Annotated in this window: 14 protein-coding genes; 10 read left to right on the top strand and 4 right to left on the bottom strand. The window is 71.1% G+C overall.

Annotation, left to right across the window (positions count from 1 at the left end; genetic code table 11):
- Window positions 1-29 precede the first annotated feature (29 nt).
- The 7 genes from BIU89_RS04435 (at window position 30) to BIU89_RS04405 (ending at window position 9205) form a co-directional block, all read left to right on the top strand.
- Window positions 30-2258, top strand: a complete 2229-nt coding sequence (locus BIU89_RS04435) for an ATP-dependent DNA helicase RecG (protein ID WP_071244869.1) — start codon at window positions 30-32, stop codon at window positions 2256-2258.
- Between the two features lie 38 nt (window positions 2259-2296).
- Complete coding sequence (coaD, locus tag BIU89_RS04430) at window positions 2297-2782, top strand: pantetheine-phosphate adenylyltransferase (RefSeq protein ID WP_071244868.1); 486 nt, start codon at window positions 2297-2299, stop codon at window positions 2780-2782.
- A 116-nt stretch (window positions 2783-2898) separates the two neighbouring features.
- Window positions 2899-3471, top strand: a complete 573-nt coding sequence (locus tag BIU89_RS04425) for a YceD family protein (protein WP_071244867.1) — start codon at window positions 2899-2901, stop codon at window positions 3469-3471.
- A 55-nt stretch (window positions 3472-3526) separates the two neighbouring features.
- Window positions 3527-3730: a 50S ribosomal protein L32 gene (rpmF, locus tag BIU89_RS04420; protein WP_017888273.1), complete on the top strand. Its 204-nt coding sequence runs from the start codon at window positions 3527-3529 to the stop codon at window positions 3728-3730.
- 13 nt (window positions 3731-3743) lie between these two features.
- A complete protein-coding gene (gene rnc, locus BIU89_RS04415) occupies window positions 3744-4469 on the top strand; it encodes a ribonuclease III (protein WP_173034235.1) in 726 nt (241 codons plus the stop codon).
- Window positions 4470-4473: 4 nt separating this feature from the next.
- Complete coding sequence (gene mutM / locus BIU89_RS04410; RefSeq protein ID WP_071244866.1) at window positions 4474-5445, top strand: bifunctional DNA-formamidopyrimidine glycosylase/DNA-(apurinic or apyrimidinic site) lyase; 972 nt, start codon at window positions 4474-4476, stop codon at window positions 5443-5445.
- Window positions 5446-5476: 31 nt separating this feature from the next.
- Window positions 5477-9205, top strand: coding sequence for an AAA family ATPase (locus tag BIU89_RS04405; protein ID WP_071244865.1), 3729 nt, complete (start codon window positions 5477-5479; stop codon window positions 9203-9205).
- A gap of 98 nt (window positions 9206-9303) precedes the next feature.
- On the opposite strand, the gene BIU89_RS18370 is transcribed toward BIU89_RS04405, so the two are convergent.
- Together BIU89_RS18370 and ftsY are read right to left on the bottom strand one after the other, a co-directional pair.
- Window positions 9304-9462, bottom strand: a complete 159-nt coding sequence (locus BIU89_RS18370) for a hypothetical protein (RefSeq protein WP_171907827.1) — start codon at window positions 9460-9462, stop codon at window positions 9304-9306.
- Between the two features lie 83 nt (window positions 9463-9545).
- Entirely contained in the window at window positions 9546-10415 is an 870-nt protein-coding gene (ftsY, locus tag BIU89_RS04400) for a signal recognition particle-docking protein FtsY (RefSeq protein ID WP_027465892.1), read from the bottom strand.
- A gap of 217 nt (window positions 10416-10632) precedes the next feature.
- Here ftsY and BIU89_RS04395 point away from each other — a divergent pair, with 217 nt between their 5' ends.
- Complete coding sequence (locus BIU89_RS04395; protein WP_071244864.1) at window positions 10633-11658, top strand: TerC family protein; 1026 nt, start codon at window positions 10633-10635, stop codon at window positions 11656-11658.
- Between the two features lie 196 nt (window positions 11659-11854).
- Here BIU89_RS04395 and lipA read toward each other — a convergent pair whose 3' ends face one another.
- Both lipA and lipB read right to left on the bottom strand, forming a co-directional pair.
- Window positions 11855-12838 (bottom strand): lipoyl synthase, encoded by a 984-nt coding sequence (gene lipA, locus BIU89_RS04390; protein WP_071244863.1) that lies wholly within the window; start codon window positions 12836-12838, stop codon window positions 11855-11857.
- Window positions 12835-13590, bottom strand: coding sequence for a lipoyl(octanoyl) transferase LipB (lipB, locus tag BIU89_RS04385; protein WP_071244935.1), 756 nt, complete (start codon window positions 13588-13590; stop codon window positions 12835-12837). Before lipB ends, lipA begins: the two co-directional genes overlap by 4 nt.
- An 84-nt stretch (window positions 13591-13674) precedes the next feature.
- Between lipB and BIU89_RS04380 the strand changes: the two genes are divergently transcribed.
- Window positions 13675-14364: a VOC family protein gene (locus BIU89_RS04380; protein ID WP_071244862.1), complete on the top strand. Its 690-nt coding sequence runs from the start codon at window positions 13675-13677 to the stop codon at window positions 14362-14364.
- 44 nt (window positions 14365-14408) lie between these two features.
- The gene (ffh, locus tag BIU89_RS04375; RefSeq protein WP_027465889.1) at window positions 14409-15959 is read left to right on the top strand and encodes a signal recognition particle protein; all 1551 of its coding nucleotides are present in this window, start codon (window positions 14409-14411) and stop codon (window positions 15957-15959) included.
- Window positions 15960-15992: the final 33 nt, after the last annotated feature.

Below are 15992 nucleotides of genomic sequence, written 5' to 3'. Positions count from 1 at the left end.
GGGTCGGTCGTGCCCGGTACCGTTGGAGCGTGGTCACCTCCGGAACCCCCGCTGCGCCGGACGCGCCCGACCTCGGTCCGGCGCCGCTCGACGCGCGGCTCGCGAACGTGCTCGGCGGTCGGACGGCGACCGCGATCGAGAAGGCCTTCGGCTACCGCACGGTGGGGGAGTTCCTCGAGCACGCGCCCCGCCGCTACGCCGAGCGTGGTGCACTGACGGCCCTCGACTCGCTCGCGATCGGCGAACCCGTCACCATCGTGGCCGAGGTCGTCGACGTCCGTGAACGCACCATGCGCGCGCGCCGCGGTTCGATCCTCGAAGCGAAGATCGGCGACGGCAAGGGCCTGCTCACCCTCACGTTCTTCAACCAGGGGTGGCGCACGAAGGACCTCGTCCCCGGCGCCCGGGGCATCTTCTCCGGCAAGGTCAGCGACTACCGGGGTGCCCGGCAGCTCGCCCACCCCGACTACGAGCTGTTCGACCCTGACGACCCCCGCGCCACGGCCGAGCCCGGTTCCGACGAAGCGATCCGGTGGTCGCGCCAGCCGATCCCGATCTACCCGGCGACGGCCTCGCTGACGTCGTGGCAGATCGCGAAGTCCATCGGGATCGTCCTCGACACCCTGCCGGACCTGCCCGACCCGGTGCCGGCGTCCGCGCGGTCCCGGCTCGACCTCGTGCCGTTCCGCCGGGCACTCGAGCTGCTGCACCGCCCCGAGAAGGTCGCGGACTTCAAGCGCGCGCAGGACGCCCTGCGCTACCGCGAGGCGTTCGTGCTGCAGACCGCCCTGGTGCAGCGCCGGATCGCGGCCCGTCGCACCGCGGCCACCCCGCGCGTGGCCGCCCCCGGTGGCATCCTCGAGCGCTTCGACGCCACCCTGCCCTTCACGTTGACGGACGACCAGCGGGCCGTCGGTGCCGACATCGACCAGGACCTCGCCCGCACCTGGCCCATGCACCGGTTGATCCAGGGCGAGGTCGGGTCCGGCAAGACCCTCGTGGCGATCCGGGCGATGCTCACGGTGGCCGAGTCCGGCGGCCAGTCCGCGCTCATCGCCCCGACCGAGGTGCTGGCGGCCCAGCACCTGCGCTCCATCGTGAAGTTCCTCGGGCCGGACCTGGCCGCCGAGCTCCGACCGGTGATCCTGACCGGGTCGCAGTCCACCGACGAACGTCGCCGGGCCCTGCTCGCCGCGGCGTCGGGCAGCTCACGGCTGGTCGTCGGCACCCACGCGCTCCTGGGGGACCGGGTGGACTTCGCCGAGCTGGGGCTCGTGGTGGTCGACGAGCAGCACCGCTTCGGTGTCGAGCAGCGCGAGGCCCTCCGCACCAAGGGCACGACCCCGCCGCACGTGCTCGTGCTCACCGCGACGCCGATCCCGCGCACCGTCGCGATGACGGTGTTCGGCGACCTCGACGTCTCGACCATCACGGGCATGCCGTCGGGGCGCGCCGGCGTCGAGACCTTCACGGTCCCGCTGGCGGAGCACCCCGGGTGGGAACCCCGGATCTGGTCCCGCATGGCCGAAGAACTGGCCAAGGGCCGGCAGGCGTTCGTCGTCTGCCCGGCCATCGACGACGCCCACACCGAGGACGACGGCGAGCCGGAGCCGGCCGAGGGCGAGGACGACACCCCGAAGCGTGCCCCGGCGACCGTGCTCGCCACCGCCGAGCGGATGCGCACCATGCCGGTGCTCGACGGGCGCTCGATCGCGGTCCTGCACGGCCGGATGACCGCTGACGAGAAGGACCGCGTGATGACGTCCTTCGCCGCCGGCGACCTCGACGTGGTCGTGGCGACGACCGTGATCGAGGTCGGCGTCGACGTCCCGAACGCGGCGATGATGGCCGTCCTCGACGCCGACCGGTTCGGGGTCTCGCAGCTCCACCAGCTCCGCGGCCGCATCGGTCGTGGGCAGTGGGCCGGGGTCTGCCTGCTGGTCACCTCGGCCGAGCTCGAGACCACCTCGCGCGAGCGCGTCGACGCGGTGGCCGCCTCGGACGACGGTTTCGAGCTCGCCCGTGTCGACCTCGAGCTCCGACGCGAAGGTGACGTCCTGGGCGAACGGCAGTCCGGTGGGCGGTCCTCGCTCAACCTGCTCCGGGTGGTCGAGCACGCCGACCTCATCGTCGACGCGCGCGGAGAAGCGGAGCGCGTGCTCGAACCGGATCCCGAGCTCGAGGGGTCCCCGGCCCTCCGTGACGCCCTCGCCCGGCGCCTCGACGAGTCCGACGCGGCGTTCCTCGGCAAGAACTGACCCCGGAGCACGACGGCCCGCGCGGTATCGTCGCTGCCATGGCGCAGATCGCGGTGGTCCCCGGTTCCTTCGACCCCGTCACCCTCGGGCACCTCGACGTCATCGGCCGTGCGGCCGGGCTCTTCGACGAGGTGCACGTCCTCGTGGTGCACAACCCCGACAAGAAGCCGGCGATGTTCGAGGCGGTCGACCGGGTGCGGCTCATCCGCGACTCGCTGGTCGAGGTCGGCGCGCCGGACACGGTCACGGTGGGCGAGTGGACGTCCGGCCTGCTGGTGGACTACTGCCGCCAGGTCGGGGCGAAGGTCCTGGTGAAGGGCGTGCGGTCCGGCGAGGACGTCGCGTACGAGACCCCGATGGCCATCATGAACCGCCACCTGGCCGACGTCGAGACGGTGTTCCTGCTGCCCGAGGCGTCGCGGGCGCACGTGTCGAGCTCGCTGATCCGGCAGGTGTCGTCCCTCGGCGGTGACGTCACGCCCTACGTGCCGAAGACGGTCGCCGACGCGCTCGCGGCCCGCTGAGCGCGCCTGCGCAGCCCGGCCGGCACGCGCACTGCGCCCACCGCGTCCGGACACGCCTGTCGCCACCTCGACTCTCGGCCCCGATCGCGCTAGGCTTGTCGATCGTGTCTTCCCCCGTGAACAGCCCCTACGCCCTGCGCGTGCGCGACCTCGCGCACCGGCCGGGTGAGATGCGCGAGCTCTCGCTCGACATCGAGGTGCCCGACGCGATGGGGGCCGGTCTGATCGGCGTCCGACAGGGTGCCGAACTGCACATCGACGTCAAGCTCGAAGGCCTGCACGAGGGTGTCCTCGTGTCCGGACACGCTTCGGCCGACGCCACGGGGGAGTGCTCGCGCTGCCTCATCGACATCAGCGAACCGATCGAGGTCGATTTCGCCGAGCTGTTCGCGTATGATGCCTCGGAGGATTTCGACTTCTTCGTTCGCGATGACCACGTGGACACCGAACAGGTCGTTCGAGATGCGGTGGTGCTGTCGCTGCCGTTCCAGCCGGTCTGCCGACCGGACTGCCCAGGACTCGACCCGGTGACGGGTGAGCGTCTGGCCGACCTCGGCGAGCAGCCCGCTCGTCAGGTGCTGGATCCCCGCTGGGCAGCGCTCAGCGCGATCGAGCTCGACGACAGCACCGACGGTGACACCACCGCACCGAAGACCACCGAGGGCGAGGAGCGGGCCGAGACCGAGTAGGTCCCGACACCGCCAGCCCCCGTACCGACCACCGACCAACCGAAAGAGATTCACCATGGCCGTTCCCAAGCGCAAGCAGTCCCGTGCGAACACGCACGCCCGTCGTTCGCAGTGGAAGGCCACGCCGATCCAGCTCGTGAAGACGATCGAGAACGGTCAGGTCACCTACAGCCTCCCGCACCGCGCGAAGGTCGTCGAGGACTCGGCCGGCACGCCCCTGTACATGGAGTACAAGGGCCGCAAGGTCGCCGACGTCTGATCGGACCGAACGCATGACGACAACGTCCGGCGCTGCGGGGTCTCGCCCCGCGGGGCCGGACGTCGTTCGTCTGCAGGGCATCCTCGGGGCCGACATCGACCTCGAGCTGCTCCAGCTCGCCCTGACGCACCGCTCCTACGCCTACGAGCACGGGGGCATCAAGCACAACGAGCGCCTCGAGTTCCTCGGGGACTCGATCCTCGGCCAGGCCGTGACCGTGAAGCTCTACCGGTCGTTCCCCGACCTCGACGAGGGTGACCTCGCCAAGCGTCGGGCGAGCCTGGTGTCGACCGTGGCGCTGGCCGAGATCGCCCGGATGATCGGGCTCGGCCGCTACCTGCGCCTCGGCAAGGGCGAGGAACAGACCGGCGGGCGCGACAAGTCGTCGATCCTGGCCGACACCGTCGAAGCCGTCATCGGCGCGACGTACCTGTCGGCCGGCCCCGACCCGGCCACCGAGCTCGTGCTCCGCCTGGTCGAACCGCTCATGATCGACCCGGACCGCTTCGGCGCCGCGATGGACCCGAAGACGAGCCTGCAGGAGCTCGCCTCGAGTCGTTCCCTCGGCAACCCGGCGTACCGCGTCACCGAGACCGGCCCGGACCACGACAAGACCTTCATGGCGACGGTCGTCCTGCAGGGCGAGGACATCGCCACCGGCACCGGGTCGAGCAAGAAGGCCGCCGAGATGGCCGCAGCGCTCGACGCCTGGACCCGGCTGTCCGGCCGAGCGGCCTGACCGCGTGCCCGAACTCCCCGAGGTCGAGGTCGTCCGCGCCGGCCTCGAACCCGCCGTCAGCGGCGCGCGGGTCCTGCACGTCGACGTGGTCGACGACCGTGCCCTCACCCGGCACGACGGCCCCGCCGAGGACTTCGCCGACCGACTGACCGGTCGCACGATCGCCGCTGCCGTCCGCCGGGGCAAGTTCCTCTGGATGCCGCTGCAGCCCGAGCACGACGGGGACCGCCCCGAGGCACTCGTCGCCCACCTCGGCATGAGCGGGCAGATCCTGCTCGGCCGTGGTCGACCGGCGGCCAAGCACCGTCGGATCCTCATCGACGTACAGCCCTCGGGCACCGACCGCTTGGGTGCGGCGGAGCCCCCGGTGGAACTCGAGTTCGTCGACCAGCGCACGTTCGGCTCGATGGCGATCGACGCGATGGTGCCGACGATCGACGGTGCTCCCGCCGGGTTCGGCGGGCAGGTCGACGCGATCGACCCCGATGCCGTGTGGCGTCGGTGGGTGCCCGGGCAGGTGTCGCACATCGCCCGTGACCCGCTCGACCCCGCCTTCGACGACGACCGGTTCACCGCGATGGCACGGAAGCGGTCGAGCGGCATCAAGCGGGTGCTGCTCGACCAGGGCGTCGTGAGCGGCATCGGCAACATCTACGCCGACGAGTCGCTCTGGGCCGCGAAGCTGCACTACGACCGCGCCGCCGACCGCCTCACCCGTGCCGACCTGCGTCGGCTGCTCGACGAGGTCCGCGCCATCCTGCGCCGGGCGCTCGAGGACGGCGGCACGAGCTTCGACGCCCAGTACGTCAACGTCAACGGGCAGTCCGGGTACTTCTCGCAGCGCCTGAACGTCTACGGGCAGCAGGGGAAGCCGTGTCCACGCTGCGGTACGACGATCGTGCGCGAGGCCTTCATGAACCGGTCGAGCCACAGCTGCCCCGTGTGCCAACCCCGTCCCCGCGCCCGCACGCGTTAGCCTGACGCCAACCAGAGCATCCGGAGACCGCATGTACTTGAAGAGCCTGACCATCAAGGGGTTCAAGTCCTTCGCGCAGCCGACGACGTTCGCGTTCGAGCCGGGCGTGACGTGCATCGTCGGCCCGAACGGCTCCGGCAAGTCGAACGTGGTGGACGCCCTGGCCTGGGTGATGGGGGAGCAGGGGGCGAAGACCCTGCGCGGCGGCAAGATGGAGGACGTCATCTTCGCCGGCACCTCGACCCGCGGTCCGCTCGGCCGTGCCCAGGTGCTGCTGACCATCGACAACAGCGACGGCCTGCTGCCGATCGAGTACTCCGAGGTGACGATCGCACGCACGCTGTTCCGCAACGGTGGCAGCGAGTACGCCATCAACGGCGAGAACTGCCGGCTGCTCGATGTCCAGGAGCTGCTGAGCGACACCGGCCTCGGCCGTGAGATGCACGTGATCGTCGGGCAGGGGCAGCTCGACAAGGTGCTGCACGCCACCCCCGAGGACCGCCGCGGCTTCATCGAGGAGGCCGCGGGGATCCTGAAGCACCGTCGCCGCAAGGAGAAGACCCTCCGCAAGCTCGACGCGATGCAGACGAACCTGACCCGGCTGTCCGACCTGGCCGGTGAGATCCGGCGGCAGCTGAAGCCCCTCGGGCGGCAGGCCGAGGTCGCACGCAAGGCCCAGTCGGTGGCCGCGGTCTTCCGCGACGCCAAGGCCCGCATCCTCGCCGACGACGTGGTGCGCCTGCGCCGCGAGCTGCACGACCACCAGGAGGTCGAGGCGGGCCGCAAGTCCGAGCGCATCGTCCTGACCGAGCGGCTCGACCAGACCCGGGTGCGCCAGCAGCACGTCGAGCAGAGCGTGGTCGGCGACGACGTCGACCGCGCGCGCACCGTCGTGCACCGGCTCGAGAGCGTGCAGGAGCGCCTCCGCGGCCTGTCGAGCCTGGCGAACCAGCGCCTGATGTTCCTCGCGCAGCAGGCCGACGCGCCACAGCAGGGCCCGACCGTCACCCAGGAGCAGGTCGCCGGGGTCCGTGCCGAGGCCGACCGCCTCGCCGCCCGCGCCGACGAGATGCAGGGCGGTTCGGCGACGACCGCCCGCGCGGTGCAGGACGCCCGCGCCGCGCTGGACGCCCTGGACGAACGCATCGCCGCCCAGGCTGCCCGGGTCTCGCAGCACGACCTCGAGGCGCAGCGGCTCACCAGCGCCGTCGACGTCGCCCGGTCGAAGCGCGGTTCCGCCGTCGCCGACCGCGAGCGGCGGGAGCGGGCTCTGGCCGAGGCGGGGGAGCGTGCCGAGCGTGCCGCGGCGGCCCTCGCCGAACTCGGTGTCGACCCGTCCGAGGGGGTCGACGAGACCGCGCTCGCGCAGACCCTCGAGCAGGCGCGCGCCGAGCTCGAACGGGCCCAGACCGCGCGCGACGAGCAGCGCGACCGGCTCCACGCCCTCGAACGCGAGCGGGACGCCCTCGACGCCCGGGTCACCGCGCTCGGCATGTCGATCGAGGTCCGCGACGGTTCGCAGGCACTGATCGACGCCGGTCGCGCGGGCATCGTCGGTCGCCTGGCCGACAGTCTGACGGTGTCGCCCGGGTTCGAGGCCGCGATCGCCACCGCGCTCGAGGGACTCGCCGACGCCGTCCTCGCCGACGACCGCGGTGCGGCGCTCGACGCCGTCGACCACGCCCGCGCTGCCGACCTCGGCCGGATCGACGTCGTCGTCGCGGACGCCGCGTCCGTCCCAGTGGCCCTGCCCGAGACCCTGCCGGCCGACGTCCGCCGTGCCACGGACCTGGTGCAGGGACCGCCGGCGCTCGCGTCGATCCTGCGGGACACGCTGGTCGCGGAGACCGACGACCTCGACCTGGAGGCCGTGCTCACGGCCGCCCCGCACGCCACGGTGGTCACGCGGTCCGGCGACCTCGTCCGTGCGGTCCGCGTGACCGGCGGCGGGGAGCGCGTGACCTCGCGCATCGAGCTCGTCGCGGAGCGCGACGACGCCGTGACGCGACGCGACGCGATCGCGACCGACGCCGAGGACGCGGCCACGGGCCTCCAGGCCGCGCGCAGCGCCGTCGAGGACGCACGCCGCCGTGCGGACGAGGCCGACGCAGCCTCCCGCGCCTACACGCGGGCGAAGGCCGAGTACGACCGCACGAGTGCGTCGACGCGGGCGAAGGCGGAGAACGCCGCGGCCGAGGTCGAGCGGCTGCGTGCCGCGCTGGCCGAGACCGACGGCGCCGTCGAGACCGCCGACGCGGTGCTGGCCGAGGCCGAGTCGGCGCACCGTGCCTTCACCGACCAGGAGCGCCCCGTGGTCGACGCGTCCGAGCGTCCCGCGCTGCAGGACGCGCTCGAGGCCGCACGTGCCGCCGAGGTCGAGCAGCGGATCCAGGTGGAGACCGTGCGCGAGCGCGTGCGCGCCGAACGGAACCGCGCCGACCAGCTCGACCGCCAGCTCGAGGCCGAGCGCGCCGCCGCCGAGGAGGCCGCGCGGCTCGCCGTCATCCGCCGTGGCCAGATCCGGACCGCCGAAGCCGTCCTCGCCGACCTGCCCGGGGTGCTCGGTGCCGTCGACCGCTCGCTGGCCGAAGCGCGGGTGCAGCTGGCGACGGAGGAAGCCGAGCGGTCGAAGCGCAACACCGAGCTGCAGACGATCCGCAACGAGGAGCGCGAGCTCCGGGACCGCCTGCAGACCATCACCGACGGCGTGCACTCGCTCGAGATGGAGATCTACGAGAAGAAGCTGCACGTGTCCGGCGTCCTCGACCGGGCGCAGAGCGAGCTCGGGCTGTCCGAGGCCGTGCTGGTGGCCGAGTACGGGCCGCACGTGCCGGTGCCCGTCGACGTGCTCGTGGACCCGCGGGTGCGCGCGCGGAAGCACCGAGAGGCGGAGCGCGCGGCTGCGGCCGCCGCCGCCGAGGCCGCGGGCGTGACCGAGCCGGAGGAAGCTGCGGCACAAGCGGGCCCCGAAACCGACGACGTGGCCCTCGTCGACGCGGAGTCCACCCTGCCCGGCGGCCCGGCGCTGCCCGAGTTCGACACGACCGACGAGATCGACCCCGCCGACGTCGAGACCGTGCCCTACGTCCGTGCCGAGCAGGAGCGCCGGCTCAAGGCCGCGGAGCGCGACCTCGGACAGCTCGGCAAGGTGAACCCGCTCGCGCTCGAGGAGTTCCAGGCGCTCGAGCAGCGGCACGCGTTCCTTGCCGAGCAGCTCGAGGACCTGCAGAAGACCCGGACGGACCTGCTGACGATCATCGACGAGCTCGACACGAAGATGCAGACGATCTTCGAGTCCGCGTTCAACGACACGAAGGAAGCGTTCGACGTCATCTTCCCGATCCTGTTCCCGGGCGGCTCGGGGTCCATCAACCTGACCGACCCGACCGACCTGCTCGGCACCGGGATCGACGTGCAGGTGAAGCCCGCCGGCAAGAAGATCGACCGCCTGACCCTGCTGTCCGGCGGCGAGCGGTCCCTGGCGGCGGTGGCGCTCCTCGTCGCGATCTTCACCGCGCGGCCGTCGCCGTTCTACATCATGGACGAGGTCGAGGCGGCACTCGACGACGCCAACCTGGGCCGCCTGCTCACCGTGTTCGAGCGTCTGCGCGAGTCGTCCCAGCTCATCGTCATCACGCACCAGAAGCGGACGATGGAGATCGCCGACGCCCTGTACGGGGTGTCGATGCGGCAGGACGGCGTCTCGGCGGTCGTCGGGCAGCGGGTGCAGAAGCGCGAGCCGGCGGACGCGGTCGCCTAGGCGTCCTGGTCGCGACCGGACGGCAGACGGGAGGCGCGGTGCCAGCTGGCACCGCGCCTCCCGTTCTGTCAGGTGCGTCCGGACAGGACGCCGGGTCGCTACGCGCGACCGCGGATCGTCCGGAGCAGCCAGCCGATGACCGCCAGCAGGATGAGCACGATGCCCACCCAGAGCAGGAACTTCAGCGCACCGACGAAGATGCCGCTGAAGAGCAGGACGAGGCCGACGATGATCGCGATGATCAGCAGTGCGGGCATGAGGGTCTCCTATCCCTGGAACGAGACCGAGCAGATGCCCGGACCGTCAGGGACGCTACTCCTCGGCGTGCCGACGCGTTCGCTCAGCCGACGAGGTTCTGCACGAAGACGTGCGGCGTGAAGCCCGTCAGGTCGTTGATGCCCTCGCCCTGCCCGATGAGCTTGATCGGGATGCCGGTCTTCTCCTGCACGCTCAGGACGAAGCCGGCCTTGGCCGAGCCGTCGAGCTTGGTGATGACGAGGCCGGTCACGCCGGCACCCTCGATGAAGGCCTGGGCCTGTGCGAGGCCGTTCTGGCCCGTCGTCGCGTCGAGGACGAGCAGGACCTCGCTGATCTCGGTCTGCTTCTCGACCACGCGCTTGATCTTGGTGAGCTCGTCCATCAGGCCGGCCTTGGTGTGCAGACGCCCGGCGGTGTCGATGACGACGATCTCGGTCTGGTCGCGGATCGCCTTCTCGACGGTCTGGTACGCCACCGACGCCGGGTCCTGCCCGGGCTGCGACGGACGGACGACGTCGACCCCGGCGCGCTGGGCCCAGGTGGCGACCTGCTCGACCGCCGCGGCGCGGAACGTGTCCGCCGCCCCGACGAGCACCGTGCGGTCGTAGGTCTTCAGGAACTTGGCGAACTTGCCGATCGTCGTGGTCTTGCCGACGCCGTTCACCCCGACGACGAGCACCACGGCGGGCCGCGCGCTGAGCTTCAGGGTGGTGTCGAGCTTGGAGAGCCGTTCCTCGAGGACCTCGCGGAGCATGCGCTGCAGGTCGGCGGGGTCGGTCGTGCCGTACCGGTCGACGCGGGCGTGCAGGTCCTCGATGATCTCCTCGGAGATGTCGGGCCCGAAGTCGGCGCCGATGAGGGCGGTCTCCAGGTCCTCCCACGTGGTCTCGTCGATCGTCTTGCGCTGGAAGAGGCCGCGCAGCCGTGAGGACAGTGACCAGGAACTCGCCATGCTCCCAGCTTAGAGCGCGGCACATGTCCGCTGTGCCCGGTATGCTCGGGAACACGAAGGGGAGTATTCCCTCTCGGTGACCCCGTCAGTACGGTCCGGAACGATCCGGCCCCGGGGCGCCGGTCGTGCGACACCGGTTCCGGTGCCGTGCGACGGAAGAGACCTTCAGGCCTCGGCGTACCCGCACATCAGCGGCGCGCCCTACCTGAAGGAAACCGTGGACGTCCCACTCTTCGTCTGGCTCATCACGATCGCCGGCATCCTCGCGCTGCTGGTGTTCGACTTCTACTCGCACGTCCGCACGCCGCACGTGCCCCACATCCGCGAATCCGCGTTCTGGTCCGCCTTCTACATCGGGCTGGCGATCCTGTTCGGCATCGGGATCCTGGTGTTCGGCGGCGGGCAGGCCGGTGGTGAGTACTTCGCCGGCTGGCTGACCGAGAAGGCGTTGTCGGTCGACAACCTCTTCGTCTTCCTCATCATCATGTCGAGCTTCGCCGTGCCGAAGGAGTTCCAGCAGAAGGTCCTGCTGGTCGGCGTCGCGATCGCGCTCGTCGCCCGGGGCGTCTTCATCGCCCTCGGCGTCACGATCATCGAGAACTTCTCGTGGGTCTTCTACCTGTTCGGTGCGCTGCTGTTCTGGCTCGCCTGGTCGCAGGCCCGCAGCGGCAACGACCACGGCAGCGAGGGCGAATCCCGGCTCATCCGGATCCTCAAGCGCATCATCCCGACCTCGGACCACTACGACGGCGACCGTCTGACCACCCGTGTCGACGGCAAGCGGCTGTTCACCCCGATGCTGCTCGTCATGGTCGCCATCGGCCTGACCGACGTGCTCTTCGCGCTCGACTCGATCCCCGCGATCTTCGGGCTGACGCAGGACGCCTTCATCGTGTTCACGGCGAACGCGTTCTCGCTGCTCGGCCTCCGGCAGCTGTACTTCCTGATCGCCGGCCTGCTCGAGCGCCTCATCTACCTGGGTCAAGGCCTGGCCGTCATCCTGGCGTTCATCGGTGTGAAGCTCGTCTTCCACGCCATGCACGTCAACGAGCTGCCCTTCATCAACGGTGGCGAGCACATCGAGTGGGCGCCGGAGATCCCGATCTGGTTCTCGCTGGGCTTCATCGCGCTGACGATCGCGGTCGCCACGACCGCGTCGCTGGTGGTCTCGAAGCGCCGCCAGGAGCGCGGGCTCACCCCGACCGGCCAGCCGAAGGAGTCGGTCGAGGCCGACGTGAAGTAGCCGTCACCACCTGACGGACAGGAGGCGCGGTGCCAGCTGGCACCGCGCCTCCCGTCCGTCCGGGCGTCGTCCGGATGCGCCGAGTTTCGGCGTGAGCGACAGTTCACGTGCTCCGCAGCCCGTGAAGTGTCGCTCAGCGCGAAACGCCGGCCGCGCCGCGTACGCCGCGACGCGTACGCCGCGCGAGCCGCGCGCGTCAGACGGCCTGGCGACCAGGGGTCGCGTCGAGCAGGTGGGCCAGGTGCTCGGGAACCGAGCCGCCGCGGGCCACCGTCGCCCGCGCCCACAGCCGCCCCGCCCGGTACGACGACCGGACCAGCGGTCCGGCGAGCACCCCGGCGAAGCCCATCTGTTCGGCGACCTCGCGGAGCTCGACGAACTCCGCAGGGCTGACCCAGCGCGCGACCGGCAGGTGCCGGGGCGACGGGCGGAGGTACTGCGTCAGCGTGATGATGTCCGTGCCCGCGTCGTACAGGCGCTGCAGGGCGTCCTCGATCTCGACGCGCTCCTCGCCCATGCCGAGGATCAGGTTCGACTTCGTGACCAGTCCGGCGTCGCGGCCCTGGGTGATGACGTCGAGGGACCGTTCGAACGTGAACGCCGGCCGGATCCGCTTGAAGATCCGCGGGACGGTCTCGACGTTGTGGGCGAAGACCTCGGGGCGGGCGTCGAACACCCGGCCGAGCTGGTCCGGTCGCCCGTTGAAGTCCGGCACCAGGATCTCGACGCCGGTGCCGGGGGAGTGCTCGTGGATTGCGCGGATGGTCTCGGCGTAGAGCCAGGAACCGCCGTCGGGCAGGTCGTCGCGTGCGACGCCGGTCACGGTCGCGTACCGCAGGCCCATCTCCGCCACGGAGTCCGCGACCCGGCGGGGCTCGTCGCGGTCGAGCGGTTCCGGCTTGCCGCTGTCGATCTGGCAGAAGTCGCAGCGACGGGTGCACTGCGAGCCGCCGATCAGGAAGGTGGCCTCGCGGTCCTCCCAGCACTCGAAGATGTTCGGGCAGCCGGCTTCCTGGCAGACGGTGTGCAGCTGCTTCTCGCGCACCAGGCTCGACAGCTCGCGGAACTCGGGGCCCTGCGTGGCACGGGTCTTGATCCACGCGGGCTTCGTCTCGATCGGGGTCTCGGCGTTCCGGGCCTCGACCCGGAGCATGCGGCGGCCTTCGGGGGCGAGGGTCATACGAGGGTCTCCTGTCGGGCGGGCGCGGTGCTGGTGCTCGTGCTCGTGCTCGTGCTCGTGCTCGTGCTGGTGCTGGGGGCCGTCGCGCTGATCCGGCGGCCGCTGTGCATGCCGTCGACGGCCTGTCGGACGCGGTCCGCGACCAGGGGTGCGAGGTCGTCGACGGTCACGTGGGCACGACCTGCGTGCGCCGCCGCGGCGCTCAGCGTCGTGACCCCGGCGTCCGCGATGCCGCACGGGACGATCGCGGCGTAGGCGTCGAGGGCGTTGTCGCAGTTGATCGCGATGCCGTGACTCGTCACGCCCTCGGCGACGTGCAGGCCGATCGCGCCGACCTTGGCGGCGGGGGAGCCGTCCGTGCCCGGCACCCAGGCGCCGCTGCGACCCGCGACCCGTTCGGCGTGCACGCCGACGGCAGCCGCGGCGTCGATGACGACCTGCTCCAGGTCACGCACCCAGGCGACGACGTCGAGGGGTTCGGCGAGCCGGACGATCGGGTAGGCGACCAGCTGCCCCGGGCCGTGCCAGGTGATGCGTCCGCCACGGTCGGTGTCGACGACCGGGGCGCCGTTCGTCGGCAGGTCGGACGGTTCGGTGCGGCGTCCGGCGGTGTACACGGACGGGTGCTCGCACAGCACGAGGGCCCCGGGGGAACGGCCGGCGACGACGTCGGCGTGCAGGTCCCGCTGCAGGGTGAGGCCGTCCGAGTAGTCGAGCAGGCCGTGGTGGCGGACGATCTCGAGTTCCGGCATGCGGCGAGCGTACGACAGTTTCTGGACGGCGTCCAACAACCGGGTGCTTGACCTCAACAATGGTCGAGATGGTCCGATGGGGGCATGGACATCCGACAGGTACAGCTCGCCACCCGCTCGCTCGCCGACACCGCCCGGTTCTGGGAACGACTGGGGTGCTCGGTCGAGATCGTCGACGCCACGGTGCGCATCGTGGTGGGGTCGACGCTCCTCGTGTTCCGTGAACTGCCGGAGATGACCGGAGCCCTGCACCTGGCGATCACGATCCCGACGGGGACCTTCGACGCGGCCAAGGCCTGGATCGCCGGACTGACGACGGTGCTCGGTACCGCTGACCAGGACGAGTTCGAGGGGCCGCCGAACTGGAACTCGCGGTCGGTCTACTTCGAGGGGCCCGACCAGCAGCTCCTCGAACTCATCGAGCGGCGGGACCTGGAGTCGGGCGCCCGGCGCGTCGGCGCCGGCGACGGTACCGGCACCGGCAGCGACTCCGACGCCGGCGTCCCGCTCGTCTCGGTCAGTGAGGTCGGCGTCCCCGTCCCCGACGTCCTCGGCGCAGCCTCGGCCCTGCGACGCGCCGGTCTCGAGCCGTACGCCAACCCGCCGGGGGAGTCCTTCGCGGCGGTCGGTGACGTGGACGGTCTCGTGATCCTGGTGTCGCCCGACCGGCGCTGGTTCCCGACCGGTGACCGGAGTCCGTCGAGCGCGCCGGTGGTCATCGACGTGGGGCTCGACGCACCGGTCGGACTGACCGAGGGTGTCCTCCTGCGGTGAACGGGCCGGTGCCGTCGGCGGGAGCCTTGTAGAATCGACGGATCATGGCGCAATTCGGTTCACTCTCCGATCGGCTGACCGAGACCTTCCGCAATCTGCGGAGCAAGGGTCGGCTGACTCCGTCCGACGTCGACGGCACCGTCCGCGAGATCCGGCGGGCGCTCCTCGACGCCGACGTCGCGCTCGAGGTCGTCAAGGCGTTCACCGCATCGGTGCGCGAGCGTGCCCTCTCCGACGAGGTCAACCGCGCGCTCAACCCGGCGCAGCAGGTCGTCCAGATCGTCAACGAGGAACTCGTCGGCATCCTGGGCGGGCAGCAGCGACGGCTCGAGTTCGCGAAGAAGCCGCCGACGGTCATCATGCTCGCGGGTCTGCAGGGTGCCGGTAAGACCACCCTCGCGGGCAAGCTCGGCAAGTGGCTCAAGAAGGACGGCCACACCCCGATGCTCGTCGCGGCGGACCTCCAGCGTCCGAACGCCGTGCAGCAGCTGCAGGTCGTCGGCGAGCAGGCCGGCGTGCACGTGTTCGCTCCCGAGCCCGGCAACGGTGTCGGCGACCCGGTCAAGGTCGCCAAGAACGCCATCAAGGCCGCGATCGACCAGCAGTACGACACCGTCATCGTCGACACCGCCGGTCGACTCGGTGTGGATGCCGAGCTGATGAAGCAGGCCGCGAACATCCGCAAGGCCGTCGACCCGGACGAGGTCCTGTTCGTCATCGACGCGATGATCGGTCAGGACGCCGTCAACACGGCCCGTGCGTTCCAGGAAGGCGTCGACTTCACCGGTGTCGTGCTCTCGAAGCTCGACGGTGACGCCCGCGGTGGTGCCGCCCTGTCGGTGGCCAGCGTGACCGGCCGTCCGATCATGTTCGCGTCGACGGGTGAGTCGCTCGACGACTTCGAGCCGTTCCACCCGGACCGCATGGCGAGCCGCATCCTCGACCTCGGCGACATCCTGTCCCTCATCGAGCAGGCGCAGGGCGCCTTCGACGAGGAAGAGGCGCGCAAGGTCGCGGACAAGATCGCGACCGACAACTTCACGCTGAACGACTTCCTGCAGCAGATGCAGCAGCTCCGCAAGGCCGGCTCCATCAAGGGCATGCTCGGCATGCTCCCGGGAGCCAAGGGCATGCGCGAGGCGCTCGACAACTTCGACGAGCGCGAGATCGTCCGCACCGAGGCGATCATCCAGTCGATGACGCCCCAGGAGCGCGAGCTCCCGAAGCTCCTCAACGGTTCGCGCCGTCTGCGCATCGCGCGCGGTGCCGGATCGACGGTCACCGAGGTCAACGCGCTGGTCAACCGCTTCGAGCAGGCCGCCAAGATGATGAAGACCGTCGCCCGCGGTGGCGTGCCGCAGATGCCGGGCATGGGTCCGATCCCGGGCATGCACGGCGGCAAGAAGCAGCAGCAGGGCGGCAAGAAGAAGTCGAAGGTGGGCAACCCCGCCAAGCGCGCGGCCTTGGCTGCCGGCGCGGCGGCTGCGCCGCAGCAGGCCCCGCAGGGGTCCGGCCTCGGCCTCGGGGGCGCCAAGGGCGGCAAGGCACCGACCGAGGAAGAGCTCGCGTCGCTGCAGAAGTTCCTGGGTCGCTGACGCGGCTCGCGATCGCGACCACCTGACGGACGG

This window comes from Curtobacterium sp. MCBA15_005, from assembly GCF_001864855.1.
Lineage (GTDB): Bacteria > Actinomycetota > Actinomycetes > Actinomycetales > Microbacteriaceae > Curtobacterium > Curtobacterium flaccumfaciens.
The sequence above is the reverse complement of the archived record's forward strand: the minus strand, read 5'-3'. Positions and strand labels throughout refer to the sequence as shown.

Excerpts from the sequence above, each read along its gene's own strand:
- rnc (WP_173034235.1), top strand. The coding sequence starts at position 3,744 with ATGACGACAACGTCCGGCGCTGCGGGGTCTCGCCCCGCGGGGCCGGAC.
- BIU89_RS18370 (WP_171907827.1), bottom strand. The coding sequence starts at position 9,462 with ATGCCCGCACTGCTGATCATCGCGATCATCGTCGGCCTCGTCCTGCTC.
- ftsY (WP_027465892.1), bottom strand. The coding sequence starts at position 10,415 with ATGGCGAGTTCCTGGTCACTGTCCTCACGGCTGCGCGGCCTCTTCCAG.
- coaD (WP_071244868.1), top strand. The coding sequence starts at position 2,297 with ATGGCGCAGATCGCGGTGGTCCCCGGTTCCTTCGACCCCGTCACCCTC.
- ffh (WP_027465889.1), top strand. The coding sequence starts at position 14,409 with ATGGCGCAATTCGGTTCACTCTCCGATCGGCTGACCGAGACCTTCCGC.
- lipB (WP_071244935.1), bottom strand. The coding sequence starts at position 13,590 with ATGCCGGAACTCGAGATCGTCCGCCACCACGGCCTGCTCGACTACTCG.
- lipA (WP_071244863.1), bottom strand. The coding sequence starts at position 12,838 with ATGACCCTCGCCCCCGAAGGCCGCCGCATGCTCCGGGTCGAGGCCCGG.
- BIU89_RS04380 (WP_071244862.1), top strand. The coding sequence starts at position 13,675 with ATGGACATCCGACAGGTACAGCTCGCCACCCGCTCGCTCGCCGACACC.
- BIU89_RS04405 (WP_071244865.1), top strand. The coding sequence starts at position 5,477 with ATGTACTTGAAGAGCCTGACCATCAAGGGGTTCAAGTCCTTCGCGCAG.
- rpmF (WP_017888273.1), top strand. The coding sequence starts at position 3,527 with ATGGCCGTTCCCAAGCGCAAGCAGTCCCGTGCGAACACGCACGCCCGT.